This is a genomic window from Streptomyces sp. NPDC091272, assembly GCF_044757485.1.
GTDB lineage: Bacteria > Actinomycetota > Actinomycetes > Streptomycetales > Streptomycetaceae > Streptomyces.
In genome coordinates this window covers 240717-258549 of the sequence record NZ_JBIVVC010000001.1, presented here as the reverse complement: position 1 = coordinate 258549, position 17833 = coordinate 240717, and the positions used below count along the sequence as shown (strand labels likewise).

At 72.9% G+C, this 17833-nt stretch carries 7 protein-coding genes; all 7 read right to left on the bottom strand.

Annotated features, from left to right (window positions below; genetic code table 11):
- Nucleotide 1: 1 nt before the first annotated feature.
- A complete protein-coding gene (locus ACIQM4_RS00965) occupies nucleotides 2–1330 on the bottom strand; it encodes a cytochrome P450 (RefSeq protein WP_401584171.1) in 1329 nt (442 codons plus the stop codon).
- 25 nt (nucleotides 1331–1355) lie between these two features.
- The gene (locus tag ACIQM4_RS00960) at nucleotides 1356–2180 is read right to left on the bottom strand and encodes an ABC transporter permease (RefSeq protein ID WP_401584169.1); all 825 of its coding nucleotides are present in this window, start codon (nucleotides 2178–2180) and stop codon (nucleotides 1356–1358) included.
- On the bottom strand, nucleotides 2177–13666 hold the full coding sequence (locus tag ACIQM4_RS00955) for an amino acid adenylation domain-containing protein (RefSeq protein WP_401584166.1): 11490 nt from the start codon (nucleotides 13664–13666) through the stop codon (nucleotides 2177–2179). Before ACIQM4_RS00955 ends, ACIQM4_RS00960 begins: the two co-directional genes overlap by 4 nt.
- A 255-nt stretch (nucleotides 13667–13921) precedes the next feature.
- Entirely contained in the window at nucleotides 13922–14626 is a 705-nt protein-coding gene (locus tag ACIQM4_RS00950) for a 2-hydroxychromene-2-carboxylate isomerase (RefSeq protein ID WP_401584164.1), read from the bottom strand.
- A gap of 40 nt (nucleotides 14627–14666) precedes the next feature.
- On the bottom strand, nucleotides 14667–15413 hold the full coding sequence (fabG, locus tag ACIQM4_RS00945; RefSeq protein ID WP_401584161.1) for a 3-oxoacyl-[acyl-carrier-protein] reductase: 747 nt from the start codon (nucleotides 15411–15413) through the stop codon (nucleotides 14667–14669).
- Nucleotides 15414–15510: 97 nt separating this feature from the next.
- The gene (locus ACIQM4_RS00940; protein WP_401584158.1) at nucleotides 15511–16596 is read right to left on the bottom strand and encodes a beta-ketoacyl synthase N-terminal-like domain-containing protein; all 1086 of its coding nucleotides are present in this window, start codon (nucleotides 16594–16596) and stop codon (nucleotides 15511–15513) included.
- Complete coding sequence (locus ACIQM4_RS00935; RefSeq protein ID WP_401584156.1) at nucleotides 16596–17831, bottom strand: beta-ketoacyl-[acyl-carrier-protein] synthase family protein; 1236 nt, start codon at nucleotides 17829–17831, stop codon at nucleotides 16596–16598. The genes ACIQM4_RS00940 and ACIQM4_RS00935 overlap by 1 nt, the downstream gene beginning before the upstream one ends.
- Nucleotides 17832–17833 lie beyond the last annotated feature (2 nt).

Genomic DNA, 17833 nt, shown 5'->3' with positions numbered 1-17833 from the left:
GTCAGCGCCTCCCCGTCCCGGCCGCCTGCGCCGTGTCCGCTTGCGATTGCGTGGCTGTTGCGGTTGCGGTTGCGGTTGCCGGTGCCGCGACCGGCGTCCCCGGTTCCGCGGTCAGCTGCACCGGGAGCCCGCTGTAGCCGTGCACGAAGTTGGAGTAGAGCTGCTGCGGGGGGCCCGTCAGCTCCACCTCGGCCACCGTGGCGCGCAACGCCTCGACCATGGCGCCCACATGGACCCTGCCGAGGAAGGCGCCCAGGCAGAAGTGCGGGCCGTGTCCGAACACCACGTGCTTGTTGGGCGTACGGCCCACGTCGAACGCGTACGGGTCGTCGAAGACGTCCTCGTCGAAGTTGGCGGAGGTGTTCCACAGGGTGACCACGTCACCCGCCTTGATCACCTGGTCCCGCAGCGGGACGTCCACCATGGCCCGGCGTCCGAAGTGCATCGCGGGGGTGGTCCACCGCAGCACCTCCTCGGTGGCGCTCTCGACCGTCACCTCCCCTGCCTTGATCCGGCGCCACTGCTCGGGGTGTTCGGCGAGGGCGATGAGGCCGCCGACCGTGGACATCCGGGTGGACTCGTCGCCGCCGAGTATCAGGCTGTAGCAGTTGAAGACGATCTCGTCCTCGGTCAGCGGCTTGCCGTCCACGACGGCGGTGGCCAGGGTGCTGATGACGTCGTCGCCCGGGTTCCTGCGCCGTTCGGACGCCAGGTCCGAGAGGTAGAGCAGGATCTCGTTGCGGGCCATCAGCGATTCCATCTCGCTGTCGTCGGAGCTCTGCCGGGACAGCGTCAGGGAGTTCCACTCCACCAGCTGTTCACGGTCGGCCTCCGGGATGGCCATCAGGTCGCCCATGGTGTTGATCGGGATGTGGTCCGCGACGTCGGTGACGAAGTCCACCCGGCCGCCGGCCGCCAGGGCACGGGCGACCAGCTCCCGGGTGTGCCGGTGGATGCCGTCCACGATCGGGGCGAGCACCCGGGGCGAGAAGGACTTGAGCATCAGGTTGCGGATCTCGCGGTGCCTGGCCCCGTCGGTGACGGCGAGCATCTTGCGCGACGCCGAGTCCTCGCCCTGGAGGAGGGTCGCCAGTACGTTGCCCCGCTCGGAGGTGAACCGCTTGTTGTCGCGGTAGACGGCGACGCTGTCGGCGTACTTGGAGACCACCCAGAAGCCGGGGGTACGGGCGCCCGCCGGGTGCCAGTGGACCGGGCTCTCGTCGCGGAACCTGCGCCACAGGGCGGAGAGGTCGTTCCCGACGAAGGTCCGTGGGTCGGTGAGGTCGATGGCAGCCAGGTCCGCTGGCGCCAACAGTTGCTGCTCGGTCATGAATTGACTTCCTCCAGGTACGGACTCAGACGCCCGCGGTGCGGTAGCGGCGAAGGCTCACGAAGGAGCAGGACACGAACAACACGGTCAGCGTCACGGCCACCACGGCGAGCGGGTGCTCCCCGGGGAGGCTGCCGCCGGTCGTGGCCGGGTTGCCCCACAGGTCACGGCAGGTGGCGATCACGGCGCTCACCGGGTTCCACTCGGCGACCGGCCGGATCAGTGCCGGCATGGACTGCGGGGAGAGGAAGGCGCTGGACAGGAAGGGCAGCACGATGACGATGAAGGGGGTGACCACGCTGATGGTCTCCACGCTGCGCATCGTCAGGGCGAAGAGCACCCCGAGCCACAGCATGACGTAGATGAAGACCGCGATCAGGGCGAACCCGGCGAGCGTGGGCAGCAGTCCGGTGTGCGAGCGCCAGCCGAGGAACAGCCCGGCGGCGGTGGCGATGCCCAGGCCGAGCAGTCCCACCGCGAAGTCCGCGAGGGTGTGTCCGAAGGGCACCGCCGACCTGCTGATCGGCAGTGACCTGAACCGGTCCACCAGCCCGCCCTTGAGGTCCATCGCCATCGAGATCGCCGTCGGGCCGACGCAGGCCAGGCCGACCTGGACCGCGCCGCCCGCGAAGACGTACTCCGCGTAGTCCCCGCCCGCGGGCAGGGTGATGGCGTCCCGGAAGAGGTAGCCGAGCATGAGCATCGACACGAGCGGGTTCAGCACCACGCCGATCACCCGGCCCGGGGAGCGGCGCAGGTGCCGCAGCCGGCGGCCCGCGACGGCGAGCACTTCGGTGAGCGCGGTCCTGGGGCCGCTCGACGCGCCGATGTCGAGCAGGGTCGCCGTCATGACCGGGCCTGCCGGTCCTGCTGGGCGCGGCCGTCCTGCGGGAGCTGGGGGATCTGCGGGGACTTGGCGGCCGAGGGGGCCTGGGGGGCCGAGCGGGCCTGTGCGAGCCGGCCGGTGTGTTCCTCGTGGAGCCGGTCCAGTTCGGCGGCGACCAGCGGACCGATCTCGGAGAGGGGGCCCGGGTTGAGGATGTCGTCGTGGTTGCAGGCGATCCGGTGCACGTCCAGGGTGCCGCTGAACCACGGCTTCCACACCTGCTCCATGTCCGTCCCCTCCCAGGCCGAGTGCTCGGCGAGGAAGAGCTGCATGGTGCCGTCGAAGTCCCCCGGTGTGTAGTGCGGGATGAGCCGCTGATGGTGGGTCATCAGGTCGATCATCCGGGCCATCCGCTCCTCCCCCATCTGCGCCAGCGGACTGTTGTCGCGGCGGAGCGCGTCGATGATGTCGTCCGACACCAGGTCCCGGCCGCCGTACTCGGAGCGGTGGTGTCCGACGCCCTCCAGGAGCCAGGCGAGCATTCCCTGCTCGTCGCGCTCGTCGGGCGTCCCGGTCCTCGGGTAGGAGTCCAGGTTGGCCACCAGACCGACCTCGTCGCCCGCCGCGCGCAGCTGGACGGCGATCTCGTAGGCGAGCAGCCCGCCGAACGACCAGCCGAACAGGTGGTACGGACCCTGCGGCCTGACCTCCTTCATCAGCTGGATGTACTCGGCGGCGGTCTCCTCGATGCTGGTCGGCAACGGGGCGCCGGCCACCACGCTGGGCGCCTGGATCCCGTAGAGCGGGTACTCGGCGCCGAGGTGGCGGGTGAGGGGCATGTACGAGAGGGCGAAGCCGACTCCGCTGTGCAGGCAGAAGACAGGCGGACGGCTGCCGGTCGGCTTGATGCAGAGCATCGTGCCGAAGGGGTCCGCGTAATCCAGCCCGCCGGCCTCGGCGATCGCGTCGGCCATGATCTGCGTGCTGTGGCGCCGCGCGGGGCCGGGCTCCTGACCGTCACCGGCGGTCGCTGCCCCCGAGGCGGTCTCCTGACCATCACCGGCGGCGGCCACCGCTTCCGGTTCGACCGCGACAGGCTCCGGCTCCGGCTCCGGCTCCGGACGCAAGGTCGCAGCCAGCGACCTGACGCTCTGGTGGACGAAGACGTCCGCGATGCTGATCGGCAGGCCGGCCTTGCGCGCCATGCTCACCAGCCGCAGCGACTTCATGCTGTCCATCCCGGCCGGCACCTCGAAGAAGTTCTCCTGTGCCCCGAATCCGTCCGTTCCGAGGATCTCGGCGACGATCGCACACAGCGTCTCCTCGGCGGGATCCGCCTGCGCCGCCTCCTCGGCCTCCGGCGCGGGCGCGCTCGCGGCCACGGCCGGGGGCGTCAGATGCGTGTCGGGGTCGAGCAGAGCGCCTTCGGCGCCCCACTTCCTGCGCAGTCCCGTCCGGTACAGCCGGGACCCGGCCGGCCCGAACGGGTCGGCGACGAAGCGTTCGGCGGTCGCTCCCGGCCGGCCCGCGAATCCGCGGGCCAGGCCGGCTCCGGCGACGTACAGCTCACCGACCACGCCCGGGGGCACCGGGGTGAGCCACTCGTCGAGGACGTACCTCCGGCTGTTCCAGGCCGCCTCGTCGGGCGAGAAGGTCCGCGGGGTGGCCCAGTCCTGGGCCGGCGGCTCGGTGCCGCCGACCCCGCCACCGGTGAGCAGCGGCTCGAACAGTCCTGCCGCCGCGCCGTTCCCCCGCTCCCGTACCCAGGCGAGGTGGTTGACGGCCGCGCGGTGCTCGACGACCGTGCCGCCGGGCCGGCCTGCCACCGCGTCGGTGCGGATCACGTAGGCGGCGTGCTCGGGCCGCAGCGGCGCCGTCCGGTCCGCGTCGGTCAGCGGCTCCGCCGAACCTGCCTGCACCTCGGGTGCGTCGAGCACCACGACGGTGACCCCGGTGTTACGGAGCCTGCTCGCCAGGCCCGCGGTGGTGAGCACGCACAGCGGGTCCGCGTCGGCGAACAGCGCCTTGACCCGGGCGGTCGGTTCGTCGGCCGCGACCGGCAGGTACGCCGCCCCGGACTTGAGTACCGCGAGAGCGGCGACGGTGCGGTCGGCGGCGCGGGGCGCCGCGAGCGCCACGACCCGCTCCGGGCCCGCCCCGAGCTGGACGAGCCTGCGCGCCAGCCGGTTGGAGCGTGCCTCGATCTCCTCGTACGTCACGACGTGCTTTGCGGCGGCGTCCGGCGCCGCGGTGTCCGACGCCCTCTGCCCGGCCGGTGCGCGGAGCAGCTCGGGCAGGGTCGTCGCGGGCAGTTCGTGCGCGGTGTCGTTCCAGTCGCGCAGCACCTGCTCGCGGGCGTCGCCGCTCAGCAGCTCCAGGGCGCTCAGCCGTACGTCGGGGTCGGCGGCGACCGAGCGCAGCACCTGCTGGAACTGCTCCACCATGCGTTCCACGGTGGCCTTGGTGAACAGGTCCGTGCTGAAGGTGAGCAGCCCGCGCAGCCCCTCCTGGCCCGGCCACGGCAGCAGTTCGAGCAGCAGGTCGAGCTTGGCCTGGTCGGAGCCCACGTACTCGGGCGTGACGGTCAGGCCGGTCAGGACGAGCGGCTGCACGCGGTCGCTGCGCACCCCGAGCCCGATCTGGAAGAGCGGGTTGCGGCTCAGCGAACGGGTCGGCTTGAGGGTGTCCACGACCTGGTCGAAGGACACGTCCTGGTGCGCGTAGGCCGCCAGGTCCGTCTCCCGCAGCCGGTCGAGCAGTTCGCGGAAGGTCGGGTCGCCACTCGTGTCGCTGCGCAGCACGAGCGAGTTGATGAACATGCCGACCAGGTCGTTGAGCGCCTCGTCGGCGCGCCCGGCGACCGACACGCCCAGCGGGATGTCGGTGCCGGCGCCCAGCCTGGTCAGCAGGGCCGACAGCGCGGCCTGGAAGACGATGAACTCGGTGGTGCCGGTCGTCCTCGCGATCTCGACGAGTGCTCCGTGCAGGGCGGGGTCGAGGTCGAACATCACCACGTCGCCGTCCGAGCCGCTCACCTCGGGGCGGGCGAAGTCGGTGGCCAGGGGCAGTTCGTCGGGCAGGCCCGCGAGGGCGTCCCGCCAGAAGGACAGCTGCCGGGACGCCACGCTGTCCGGGTCGTCCTCGGAGCCGAGCGTCTCGTGCTGCCAGGCGGCGTAGTCCGCGTACTGCACCGGCAGCGGGGTCCACCGCGGGGCCTGTCCCGCGCTCCTGGCGCGGTAGGCGGCGGCCAGGTCGGCGAGCACCGGCTCCATCGACCAGCCGTCGAAGGCGATGTGGTGCAGGACGAGCAGCAGTACGCACTCGTCGGGGCGGACCGGGTAAAGGAGGGCGCGCAGCGGGGTCTCCGTGGTGAGGTCGAAGCCGCGGTCGGCCTCGGCCCCCAGCGCGGACTCCAGTGCGTCCTGCGCCACCGTCACGACCTTGAGCGTGGGGCCGCCCGACGCGGCGTCGAGCACCCGCAGCGACGGCACGCCGTCGGTCTCCGGTATGACCGTGCGCAGCACCTCGTGGCGGGCGGCCACGTCGTGCAGCGCGGCCTGGAGTGCGCTCGTGTCCAGGCGGCCGGTGAGCCGGAAGGCCATCAGGGTGTTGTACGAGCCGTCACTCACGCCCTGGCGCCTGTTGAGGAACCACTGGCGCTGCTGGCTGAAGGACAGCGGCCGTTCGGTGCCCTGCGGGGCGGGGGTGAGCGGCGGCCTGGCGCCGGCCGCCGCGGCGACGTGCCCGGCGAGGGCCGCGACCGTGCGGGCCTCGAAGAGGGCGCGGATCGGCAGTTCGACGCCGAGTGCGCTGCGGGCCCTGCTGACCAGCCGGGTGGCGAGCAGCGAGTGGCCGCCGATCTCGAAGAAGTCGTCGTCGACGGAGACCTCTTCGAGGCCCAGGACGTCGGCGAACAGGCCGCAGAGAATGCCTTCCGCCGGGGTGCGCGGTGCCCGGCCGCGGGAGACGGCGCCCAGGTCGGGCTCGGGCAGCGCCTTGCGGTCCAGCTTGCCCTGCGCGGTGAGCGGCAGCGCGTCAAGGACGACCACCGCGGAGGGGACCATGTACTCGGGCAGCGACCGGGTGAGCCGTTCGCGCAGCGCGCCGCCGGTGGCCGGGGCAGCGGGGGTCCGGCCGGCGGTGACGACGTACGCCACCAGCCTGCGGTCGCCCGCCCCGTCCTCGCGGACGACCACTGCGGCCTGCTCGACCTCCGGCTGGGTGAGCAGCGCGGAGGAGATCTCGCCGAGCTCGATGCGGATGCCGCGCAGCTGCACCTGGTCGTCGGCGCGGCCCAGGTAGTCGAGTTCGCCGTCCGGCAGCCAGCGCACCAGGTCGCCGGTGCGGTACATCCGGGCTCCCGAGGGGCCGTACGGGTCGGCCAGGAAGCGCTGTGCGGTGAGCGAGGGGCGGGCCAGGTAGCCGCGGGCCAGCCCGCCGCTGACGTACAGCTCGCCGACGACGCCGACCGGTGCGGGCCGCAGGTGGCCGTCCAGGACGTACACCCGGTGTGCGCTGGTGGGCCTGCCGATCGGGGGCCGGCCGCCGCCGGTGAGCGGGCCGCTGACGGTGCAGCCGACGACGGCCTCGGTGGGTCCGTAGCCGTTGTAGAGCTTGACCGATCCCGCCCAGCGGTCGACGACCTCGGCGGGCACGGCCTCGCCGGTCACCACCAGGCGCAGGTCGGCGGGGAGGGTGCTGTCCCGGGGCAGTCCGCCCAGGACGACGGGCGGCAGTGCGACGAGGTTGATGCGCTCCCGGCGGAGGAGGTCGACCAGGGGCTGTCCCGGCGCCCGGCTGTCCTCGTCCGCGATGACCAGGGTGCCGCCGGTGAGCAGGGCGAGCATGATGCCCCACACGGAGGCGTCGAAGCTGAACGAGGCGAACTGCAGCACCCGGGTGTCGGTGTCGAGCTCGAACCGCTCGCCGAGGCTCTCGACCATGGCGAGCAGCCCGGTGTGTGCCACGACGACGCCCTTGGGGCGGCCGGTGGAGCCGGAGGTGTAGATGATGTACGCGGGGTTCTCCGGCCGGAGCGCCGTGGTGCGGTCGGCGTCGGTGAGGTCGCCGTCCGGGAGGGCGGCGAGCCGCTCGGTGGTGTCGGGCGCGTCGAGGAGCAGCAGGCCGGCGTCCGTGGTGGGCAGGCCCGCGGGCCTTGCGGAGGTCGCGGTGTCGGTCAGGAAGACCGCCGGCCTGGCGTCGGCCAGCATGTACGCCATGCGGTCGACCGGGTAGTCGGAGTCGACCGGCAGGTACGCCGCGCCCGCCTTGATCACCGCGAGGGCCGCGACGACCAGTTGGGGGGTACGGGGCAGCATCACGGCGACGGTCTGCTCGGGGCCCACGCCCTGGGCGACGAGGAGGCGGGCCAGCCGGTTGGCGCGGGCGTTCAGTTCGGCGTAGCTCAGCCGGTCGGCGCCGAGGACGACGGCCTCCTTCTCCGGCGTCCGGCCGGCCCACGCCTCGAAGGTCCGTGTGGTGAGCTCGGCGGGGACCGGCTGGGCCGCGCCGGTGCCCGACCAGTCCTGCAGGAGCAGCCGGCGCTCGTCGGCGCCGAGGGTGTCCAGCCTGCCCAGCCGGGTGCCCGGGGACGCCGCGAGCCGTTCGGTGACCCGGACGAACCGCTGGAGGATCGCGTCGACCTGGCCGGCGTCGAAGATGTCCGGCCGGTACTGCGCCTCCAGGCGCATCCGCTCGCCGGGGAAGACGTTGAGCGCCACCGGGTACTCGGCGATCACCCTGGCCTGCCAGTCCAGCATCCGCAGTTGCGGGAGGTGTTCGGCGATGCCGTCGAGGGCGCCGGCCGGGTAGTTGTGGTAGCTGACGACGCTGTCGAAGAGTTCACCGACGCCGGCCCCCTGCTGCACCTCGGCGAGGCCCAGGTGCTGGTGGGGCTCCAGGTCGAGCTGGCGGGCCTGGAGGTCGGCGAGCATCGCGTCGAAGGGCAGCGAGGGCTCCAGGCTCACCCGTACCGGAAGGGTGTGCAGGAAGGCGCCCACCATCCGCTCCACGCCCGGCAGTTCCTCGGGGCGGCCGGAGACGACCGCGCCGAAGGTGACGTCCTGGCGGCCGGTGAGCCGGCCGAGTGCGACCGCCCAGCAGCCCTGGACGACGGTGTTCATCGTCAGGCCGCGGGCGTGCGCCACCGCGGTCACGGCCGCGGTGAGGTCGGCGGGCAGTTCCCCGGACAGGGTGGCGGGCAGCGCCGATGCGCGCTCACGGTCGGCCGGGCCGAGCCGGGTGGCCTCGTCGATCCCGGCGAGTTCCTTCTGCCAGGCCTCGCGGGCGGCGTTCTTGTCCTGGGCGGCCGACCACTCCAGGTAGGCGCGTACGGGCACGACCTGCGGCAGCTGCGAGGCGTCCGCCCCGTTGGCCCACAGGGTGACCAGCTCGCTGGCCAGTACCGCGGACAGCGACCAGCCGTCGACCAGCATGTGGTGCACGGTCCACACCACGCGGTGCCGCTCGGGTCCCGCCCGGTAGACGGTGAAGCGGGTCAGCGGCCCCCGGGTGACGTCGAAGCGGTGCAGCCACTCCTCCTCGGTGCGGCGCCTGAGCTCGGCGTCGAGGTCCTCCTCGGCGACGTCGCCGAGGTCGATCTCCTGCCAGGGCAGTTCCACTGCGGCGGAGATCAGCTGGACGGGGTCGCCCGCGTCGCGCTCGCGGAAGCGGGCGCGCAGCTGCGGGTTGCGGTCGAGGAGCGCGGTCGCCGCGTCGCGCAGCGCCGAGCGGTCCAGCGGGCCGCCGATGTCCATGACCACCTGCAGGGTGTAGGCGTCCATGCCGCTGCGGTCGAACTCGGCCTGGAACAGCAGTCCTTGCTGGAGCGGGGAGAGCGGCAGGATGTCCTCAAGCTCCTCGACCTCGCGCTCGAAGGTCTCGATCTCCTGCTGGTCGACGCGCACCAGCGGGAACTCGGAGGGGGTACGGCCACCGGCCCCGGGCCGGCCGGCGTGCGCGGCGAGCGCGCCGAGGGCGCGGAACCAGCCCTCGGCGAGGTGGCGGACCTCCTCCTCGGAGAGCAGTTCGCCCGCCCAGGTCCACTCGGCCACGAGCACGGGTCCCTCGGGCCGCTCCTGGGTCATCGACACGACCTCCAGGGCGTGCCGCAGCGGGGTCTCGGGCGCCGTGGTGAGACCGGACGCGCCGGCCTCCATCGTCCAGTCGCCGCCCTGGCCGACGGTGAACCGGCCGAGGTAGTTGAAGCCGATCCGCGGGACGGCCCCGCGGGCGAGGACTGCCGCGGTCTGCGGGTTGAGGTGGCGCAGCAGGCCGTGCCCGATGCCGTGGTCGGGCAGGGCGCGCAGGGTCTCCTTGACCCGCTTGAGCGCGGCGCCGCAGGAGGCTCCGCCGTCCCAGACCTCGGCCCAGTCCACCTCACCGATGTCGAGGCCGACGGGGTAGACGCTGGTGAACCAGCCGACGGTACGGGAGAGGTCCTGGTCGTCGAGGAGTTGCTCGCGGCCGTGTCCCTCCAGTTCGACCAGCGCGCGCGAACCCGTTCTGCCGAGCCGGCGGGCACGGTCGGCGAGGGCGAGGGCGAGACCGGTCAGGAGGATCTCGTTGACCTCGGCGTGGAAGACCTCGGGCAGCTGGGCGAGTACGGCCCGGGTGCGCTCCGCGGGGAGTTCGACGCGCAGGGTGCCCGCGCCGGCGTGCACGTCGCGGGCGGGGTCCAGCGGGCGCTGACCCAGATGTACCTCGTCGGCCGCCGACTGCTGTGTCCACAGCGGGAGTTCGGCGACCCGGGCGGCGGTCCTGGCCTGCTCGGAGAGGGTCTTGGTCCAGCGCCGGTAGGAGGTGCCGACCGGGTCGAGCTGTACGTCACGGCCCTCGGACACCGCGTTCCAGGCGTCCCGGAGGTCGGGCAGCAGGATCCGCCAGGACACCCCGTCCACGGCGAGGTGGTGGATGACCAGGAGCAGCCTGCCGGCCCGCCCGTCGCCCTCGTCGAGGAGCACCGCCTGCACCATCAGGCCGTCCTCGGGGCGCAGCCGCGCCCGGGCGGCCTGCACCTGCGCGGCGAGTGCCTCGTCACGGCCCTCGCCGGGCGCCGTCTGCACCCTGCTGACCACGTCGGACGCGCGGACGGCGCCCTGCGGCAGCGTCTGCGGGGACCACAGCCCGGCGACCGGCACCGTGAGCCGCAGGCGCAGTGCGTCGTGCCGGTCCAGGACCGCCTGCACCGCACGCTCCAGGCGTCCGGTGTCCACCCCGGCGGGCACGGAGACGGTGGCGTACTGGGCGAATTCCCTTCCGGCGACCGGCAGTTGTGCGAGGTCCTCGCGGAGCTGGTCGGCTACGGGGATCAGTTCGATGTCGCCCACCCCGTCCTCGTTCACGGTGGCCGCGGCGGGTCCCGTGCGCCGGGCGACCGCGGCGACGGCGGCCGGGGTGCGGTGCTGGAAGACGTCGCGGGAGGAGACGGTCAGCCCGGCGGCGCGGGCCTTGCCGACCACCTGGATGGAGCTGATGCTGTCGCCGCCGAGAGCGAAGAAGCTCTCGTCGACGCCGACCCGGGGCACCCCAAGGACCTCGGCGAAGACCGCGGCGATGATCTCTTCCTCCGGGGAGCGCGGTGCTCCCGCGGGGAGCGCCGCCGCCGTCGCCACGGCCGGGACGGGCAGCGCCTTGCGGTCCACCTTGCCGTGGGCGGTCAGCGGCAGCTCGTCGAGGAACAGCAGCACGGAGGGGACGAGGGCCTCGGGCAGCGTGCGGGCCAGCAGCTCCCGCGCGGCGGCGGGATCCGCCGCCGCGTCCTGGGACACCAGGTAGCCTGCCAGCCGCTGGTGGCCGGCCGGGTCGGTGAAGGCGGTGGCCACGGCGTCCGTGACGCCGGGCAGGGTGCGAAGGGCCGTCTCGACCTCGCCCAGCTCGATGCGCTGACCACGGATCTTTACCTGGTGGTCGCGCCGGCCGGTGAAGACGAGCTGTCCGTCGGGGAGCAGAACCACGTGATCTCCTGTGCGGTACATGCGGGAGCCGTCACCCGTGAAGGGGTTCGGCACGAAGGTGGTGGCCGTACGGCCGGGGTCGCCGAGGTAGCCGCGGCCGACCCCGGCCCCGGCGACGAAGAGTTCGCCCGGCACCCCGCGGGGCACCGGGCGCAGGTCGTCGCCCAGGACGTGCAGCACGGTGTTGCGCAGCGGGCGCCCGATCGGCATGGACGTACCCAGGGCGCCGTCCACGTCGGTGTGCGAGTGCGCGTACGCGTGGGTGACGTCGTCGGAGCACTCGGTCGGGCCGTAGACATTGGCGAGCGGGACCTCGGGGCGGCGCGCGAACCAGCGTTCGCACAGCTCGGCAGGCAGGGCCTCGCCGTTGGAGATCATCCAGCGCAGGCCGGGCAGGGCGGGGGCGCCGCCCTGCGCGTCCCACATGTCCAGGGTCGCGCGCAGCAGCGAGGGGACGACTTCGAGCACGGTCAGCCGCTCGGCCGCGATGATGCCGAACAGTGCTTCCGGGTCGGCCGCCTCCGCACGCGCCACGGCGCGCACCCGGCCGCCGACGATCAGGGTGGCCAGACTCTGCCAGACGGTGACGTCGAAGGTCACCGGAGCGTTGTGCACCAGGGCGTCGTCGCGCCCCAGGGAGAGTTCCTCGGCCTTGGCGAGCAGGTGGTTGACCATGCCGGAGCGCTGCACCATCGCACCCTTGGGCCTGCCCGTGGAGCCGGACGTGTAGATCACGTACGCCAGGTCCAGCGGACCGCCGACGACGGGCGCCAGGTCGTCCGCGGGATCCTGCGCACCGTCCAGCAGGTGTACGGGCAGGGGCGCCCCGGGCGCCGCCTCGGCCGCGGCCTGTCCGGCGAGCGCGTGGTGGGAGGAGTCCGCGAGCACGGCGCTCGCGCCGCTGTCCCGCAGGAGCATCGCCAGCCGCGCGGCGGGGGCGCCGGGGTCCAGCGGCAGGAAGGCGCGGCCGGCGCCGAGCACTCCGAGCTCCGCGGTGACGAAGTCCCGGCCGGGCTCGGACAGTACGGCCACCGGGCCGCTGCCCCGCAGCCGTCGGGAGACGGCGGCTGCCCGCCGGACGAGTTCGCCGTAGCCGACGGTGCCGCCGTCGTCGGTGACGGCGGGGGCGTCGGGCCGCTCGGCCGCGTGCGCCCGTATCCGCTCGACGACGCCGAGGTAGGGCTCTTCGCGGACCGGACCCGTCAGTGCGGCGGCCAGGCCGGCCGCCTCCTCCGGTGCGAGGAGGCCGAGCGTGCTCAGCGGGACGTCGGGGCCCGCGGCGGTGAAACGGTCCAGGAAACCGACGAACCGGGCCAGGTGGGCGGCCACTTCGGCGGTGGTGTAGCGGGCCTCGTTGCCGCTCAGGTCGATGCCGATGCCGGCCCCGCCCTTGTCCGCGACGGTGAATTCGAGGTCGTCGACCAGTCCGGTGGACGGACTGTAGATGGTGGCCTCGCACGGACCGATGCCCAGCTTCTCGACCTGCGGCATCATGTTGATGAACGGGCCGAACGGCCTGCGGTCGTCGCTGGTCAGGCCCATCGCGCGGCGGATCCTGCTCACCCGGTGGCGCTGGTGCTTGAGGCCCTGCGCGAAGGTCCGGTAGGTCTCCGCGAGGAGTTCGGCACGGGTCGTGGTGCCCCGGACGGTCAGCCGCAGCGGCAGGTAGTTGACCACCATGCCGGGAATGTCCTGCATGGTGCCGCCGACCCGGGCGGTGACCGGGAGGGACAGCAGCACGTCCTCGGTGCCGGCCGTCCGCCCGGTGTACGCGCCGAGCGCCGCGACCAGCAGCGTCTGCCAGGTCACCCTGGCCTCCCAGGCGACGGCCCGCAGCCGCTGCGCGAGGTCGTCGGGCAGTACGGTCGCCTCCCGGTGGAACGTCTGGGCGGGGGCCGCGTCGCGGGTGGCCAGGCTGATCGGCTCGGGCCGGTCGGCGAACTGCTGCTCCCAGTAGGCCCGGTCACGCTCGGCCCGCGGCGAGGCGCCGTAGGCCGCCTCCGCGTCGACCAGTTCGCGCAGCGGCGGGAAGCGCCCCTCGTCCAGGGAGGTGCGGGCGAGCAGCGACTCGTAGATGGCGGCGAGGCGCTGCCAGTAGATGACGTAGCTGAAGCCGTCGGAGACCAGGTGGTGGTTGAGGAGGCAGAAGAAGGTGCGGTCCTCGGCGAGGGTGAAGATGCTCAGCCGGAACAGCGGGACGTGCGGGGTGGCGAGGATCGGCAGCGGCTCCCGCAGATCGGCGCGGATCGCCTCCTGGGCCGCCGCCGCGGGGTCCTGCGCGCCGCTGACGTCGCTCACGCTCAGCGGCAGGTCCGTGACGGGCTCGATGAACTGCCGCGGCTCGCCGTCCACCTCGGTGAACCTGGCGCGCAGGCACTCCGACTCCTCCACGAGCCGTTCCAGCGCGGCCCTGAAGAGGCCCTGGTCGAGCGGTCCGCGAATGTCCCAGTAGATCGCGGTGTTGTACGTGGCACCGCCGCCGGAGAGCTTTTCGTCGAACCAAATGTCCTTCTGGCCAGCGGTGAGCGGGAGGCCGGCCGTTAGAACGCGAGTCATAGCAATCCCCTAGCGAAGGTCACCGAATTCACACCTCTCATCGTTGACCGGCGCGCTGACAGCGGGCTGACTCCGGTCTGACGGACCGGGCGTGCACACCGGGCACGAACGCGCGAACGGGAGCACATGCCGAAGCGGCCCCCGTCCCTCCGCCGCGCGGGGGCGCTCCGGCAGGAGGGACGAGGGCCGTTCAGGGGTACGGGTGCTGGGGAGCGGTACGGGAAGTACGGGCGGCGCGGGTGGAGTGGGGCGCGGTCAGCCGCAGCCGCCCGCGTGCCCGTCGTCCGCCGACCTGCCCAGGCCCACGGCGGCCAGCGGCTGCGGCACCGAACCGGCCGACGGCTGCTGGGTGCGCAGGTGTTCCACGAACGCGTCGAGCCGGTCGAGCCCCCAGAACCTGGTGTAGCCGTGCACCAGGAAGGGAACGCCGAAGACGCCGTCCTTGCAGACGTCGAGCAGCATGGCGACCCCCTCGGCGCGCAGTTCGGGCCGTTGCGAGGCCCCGGCGAGCGACTGCGGGTCCAGGCCGAGCCGGGCGCCGATCTCCGCGACGGTCGCGGGGTCGCAGATGTTGCGGCCCTCGCCGAACCGGGCACGGTAGACCGCCGCGATGTAGTCCTGGCCGCGGCCGTGCGCGGCTGCCACCAGGTAGGCCAGGTGCGGGACCTCCCAGACCGGGTCCCGGTCGACGGGCCAGGTCACCTCGATCCCACGGGCCTTGGTGAGCCGGCCGACGTCCTGCAGGACGTATCTGTTCTTCTCCCGGGACATCTCCGAGTACGGGAACCGGCCTCCCGCTTCCGCGAGTTGGCGGGCACTGCTCTCGTCCGGCTCGTAGAAGGGCACCCATTCCAGGCGCTCGACCAGTTCGGGATGGCGCGCGGTCAGTTCCTGGTGGGCCAGCCACGAGTACGGGCTGCGCAGCGAGAAGTAGAAGCGCGGTGTCTTGTTCTTGGGCACGGTGACGGCCCTTTCCGTCTCTCTGGGACTGTTCGGACGCTCAGACGACGAGGCCGCCGTCGACCCCGAAGACCTGTCCTGTGATGTACGAAGCACGGTCGGAGGCGAGGAAGGACACCAGGTCGGCGACCTCCTCGGGGCGGCCGAACCGGCCGAGCGGGATCCGCTCGGTCATCTTCGCGACGTGTTCGCCGGACAGCCCGGAGAGCATGTCGGTCTCGATGAATCCGGGGGCGACGGCGTTGGCACGTATGCCGTAGCGGCCGGACTCCTTGGCGAGCGCCTTGGTGAAGCCGATGATCCCGGCCTTGGTCGCCGAGTAGTTGGTCTGGGTGGCGTTCCCGTACACCCCGGCGACGGACGAGAGGGTGACCACCGAGCCGGCCCTGCGCTTCATCATCGCGAAGACCGCCGCCTTGCAGAGGTGGTAGGTGCCGTCCAGGTTGACCCGGAGCACCGCGTCCCAGTCCGCCTCCGAGAGCATCACCAGCGGGTTGTCGCGGACGATTCCGGCGCAGGAGACCACTGTGTGCAGCGGTCCGAGCGTCTTCTCGCTGTCGCGCACGAAGGTACGTACCGCGTCGTGCGAGGCCACGTCGGTCTGGGCGGTGTACACCCGGGCCCCGGCCGCCGCCGCCTCCTCGGCCACGGCGTCCGCGGCCTCCTTGTTGGACTGGTAGCAGAAGGCCACGTCGTAGCCGTCCCGGGCCAGCCGGCTCACCACGTGGCGGCCGATGCCCCGGGAGCCTCCGGTCACCAGGGCGACGCGTCGGTCGGTTGCGGGCATGTCTGTCTCTCCTCGGTCGTGTGGTGGGTGCCCCGTGCGCACGTGGCGGGGGCCCGGTCGCGCGGTGGGGTCGCCGCGGCCGGGCCGCTCCGTGCGGTCAGTTGCCGCCGAGCACCGCGCAGCCGACCGTGCCGTCGCGTTCGATGCCGGTGATCAGAGCCGCCTCGCCGGGGGCGAGGCCCTTCTCGCCCGCGGTCGCGAGCACCGCCGCCACCTGGAGGCTGCCTGCGGCCGCCGAGGTGTCGCCGAGCAGCGGTCCGAGCCTGACCCGCCGCGGGCCGTCCGGCCCGAGCACGTCGGTGAGGGCGGCCTCCTCCAGTTCCGCGAGCCGGCCCCCGGCGCCCAGCGGGGACACCAGAGTGACGTCCTGGGCGCCCAGCCCCGACGCCTTCAACGCCTCGCCGACGCAGACGGCGAGCGCCTCACGGGCGTCCTCGCGGTCGTGGTAGGCGCGGAAGCGGGTGGCCAGCACGGCGGCCAGTGGCTCGCGTCCGGCTCCCCGTGCGTCCTCGGCGCTCTCCAGCAGGAAGACCGCGCTGCCCTCGCCGAGCGGCGTCGAACGTTCCTCCTCGCCGCGGCCGTGCCACTCCAGCCAGGCGCGCTGCGTGGAGTACTCCTCGGCGGCGCCGCAGAGCACCCGGGTGCAGTGGCCGCCCTTGTGCAGGCGCAGCGCGTAGCTCAGGGCGAGCAGTCCGGTCAGGGCGCCGCCCGCCACGGTGGTGTTCGGGCCCTTGATGCCGTGCCAGATGGCGCTCTGCCCGGCCGCCCTGTTCATCACGGTGTTCGGGAAGCGGGACGGGTCGACGTGGTAGGGCCGCTCGCCCTCCAGGGAGTCCTTGGTGAAGTCCATGATGCTCTGGACGCTGCCCGACCCGGTGCCGAGAACCAGTGCCAACTGCTCGGGGTGGGCGGTGAGTTCGTCGTCACAGTCGGCCAGCAGCCGGCCGACGGTGGTGACGGCGATCGCGGTCACCCGGTCCATCGTCCGGGTGCCCTTCTTGCCCACGTACCGGGCGGCCGTGAAGTCGGGCACCAGGCCGCCGCTCTCGAAGGGGCCCGGGTGCGCCTCGCGGTCCAGCGGGGCGACGGCACTGTCTCCTGCGTTGATCCCCGCGCGGAACGGGGCGCTCCCCACGCCGTAGGGGGAGACCGCCGACCAGGCGGAGAGGACCAGTGGGGACATTACTCAGCCTCCCGGAGCCGGCCGAGTATCAGCACGGCGTTGTTGCCCGCGAACGCGAGCGCGTTGTTCTGGACCACGTTCAGTTCGGCGGGCCGCGCCTCGTTGGGCACACAGTCCAGGCCGCACTCGGGGTCGGTCTCCCGGTGGTTGATCGTGGGCGGGATGAAGCCCTCGGTGATGGCCAGGGCGCAGGCGGCCGAGGCGAGCGCGCTGGCCGCGCCCATGGAGTGCCCGATCATGGACTTGATGGAGACCGTCGGCGGGGGTGAGTCGAAGACCTGCCGGATCGCCCCGGCCTCGGTCACGTCGTTGGCGCGGGTGCCGGTGCCGTGCGCGGAGATGAAGTCGATGTCCTGGGGTTTGACGCCTGCGTTGCGGTGCGCCACCTCGATGCAGCGCGCGAGGCTGCCCTGGTCGGGGGCGACCGGGTGGTGCGCGTCGCAGTTGAGGCCGTAGCCGAAGACCTCGGCGTAGATCCGCGCGCCGCGGGCCCGTGCGGAGTCCAGGCTCTCCATCATCAGGATGCCCGCGCCCTCGCCGGTGAGGATGCCCTTGCGGTCCTTGTCGAAGGGCTGGCAGACCTCGGGGGCGATGGTGCCGAGCCGGTAGAACCCGGCGAAGGTCTTGCGGCACACCGCGTCCGCGCCGCCGCACAGCGCGACCTCGACGTCACCGTCGCGGATCGCGTCGAAGCCGCTGCCGATGGCGTAGTTGCCGGCCGCGCACGCGGTGGGGATGGTGAGTGCCTCGACGTCGACGAGCCCCAGCTCCCTGACGATGCCGGTGGAAAGCCGTCCGGCCTGCGCACGGCGTACGACACCGGGGTCCAGCTTCTCCGCGCCGTCGGCGAGCTGGGCTCCGGCGAGCACGTCGAGGTCGCGGGACTCCGCGTCGGTCGTACCGACGGAGACCAGCGCCCTGCGCTGTCTGAGGTCGTCCTCGGACAGCCCCGCGTCCGTGACGGCCATCCGGGCCGCGGCGACCGCGAACTGGGTCGCCCGGCCGAGCTCCGCCGGCTCCACCCGGTGGATCCAGTCCGCGGGCTCGAAGTCGTCGACCTCGCAGCCGTTGGCGTGGGCGAAGCCGGAGGTGTCGAAGGCCGTGATCGGTTTGACCCCGCTGCGCCCGGCGCGCAGCCCGTCGAGAAAGGCCTGTACGCCGAGACCGATGCTGCTGACCGTCCCCAGACCGGTGATCACCACTCGGCGTGGTTGCTGCTCGTTGTCGTACACCATGC

What these genes read in the sequence shown, in the direction of transcription:
- ACIQM4_RS00965 (WP_401584171.1), bottom strand. Translation starts at nt 1,330, where the DNA reads ATGACCGAGCAGCAACTGTTGGCGCCAGCGGACCTGGCTGCCATCGAC.
- ACIQM4_RS00960 (WP_401584169.1), bottom strand. Translation starts at nt 2,180, where the DNA reads ATGACGGCGACCCTGCTCGACATCGGCGCGTCGAGCGGCCCCAGGACC.
- ACIQM4_RS00955 (WP_401584166.1), bottom strand. Translation starts at nt 13,666, where the DNA reads ATGACTCGCGTTCTAACGGCCGGCCTCCCGCTCACCGCTGGCCAGAAG.
- fabG (WP_401584161.1), bottom strand. Translation starts at nt 15,413, where the DNA reads ATGCCCGCAACCGACCGACGCGTCGCCCTGGTGACCGGAGGCTCCCGG.
- ACIQM4_RS00940 (WP_401584158.1), bottom strand. Translation starts at nt 16,596, where the DNA reads ATGTCCCCACTGGTCCTCTCCGCCTGGTCGGCGGTCTCCCCCTACGGC.
- ACIQM4_RS00935 (WP_401584156.1), bottom strand. Translation starts at nt 17,831, where the DNA reads ATGGTGTACGACAACGAGCAGCAACCACGCCGAGTGGTGATCACCGGT.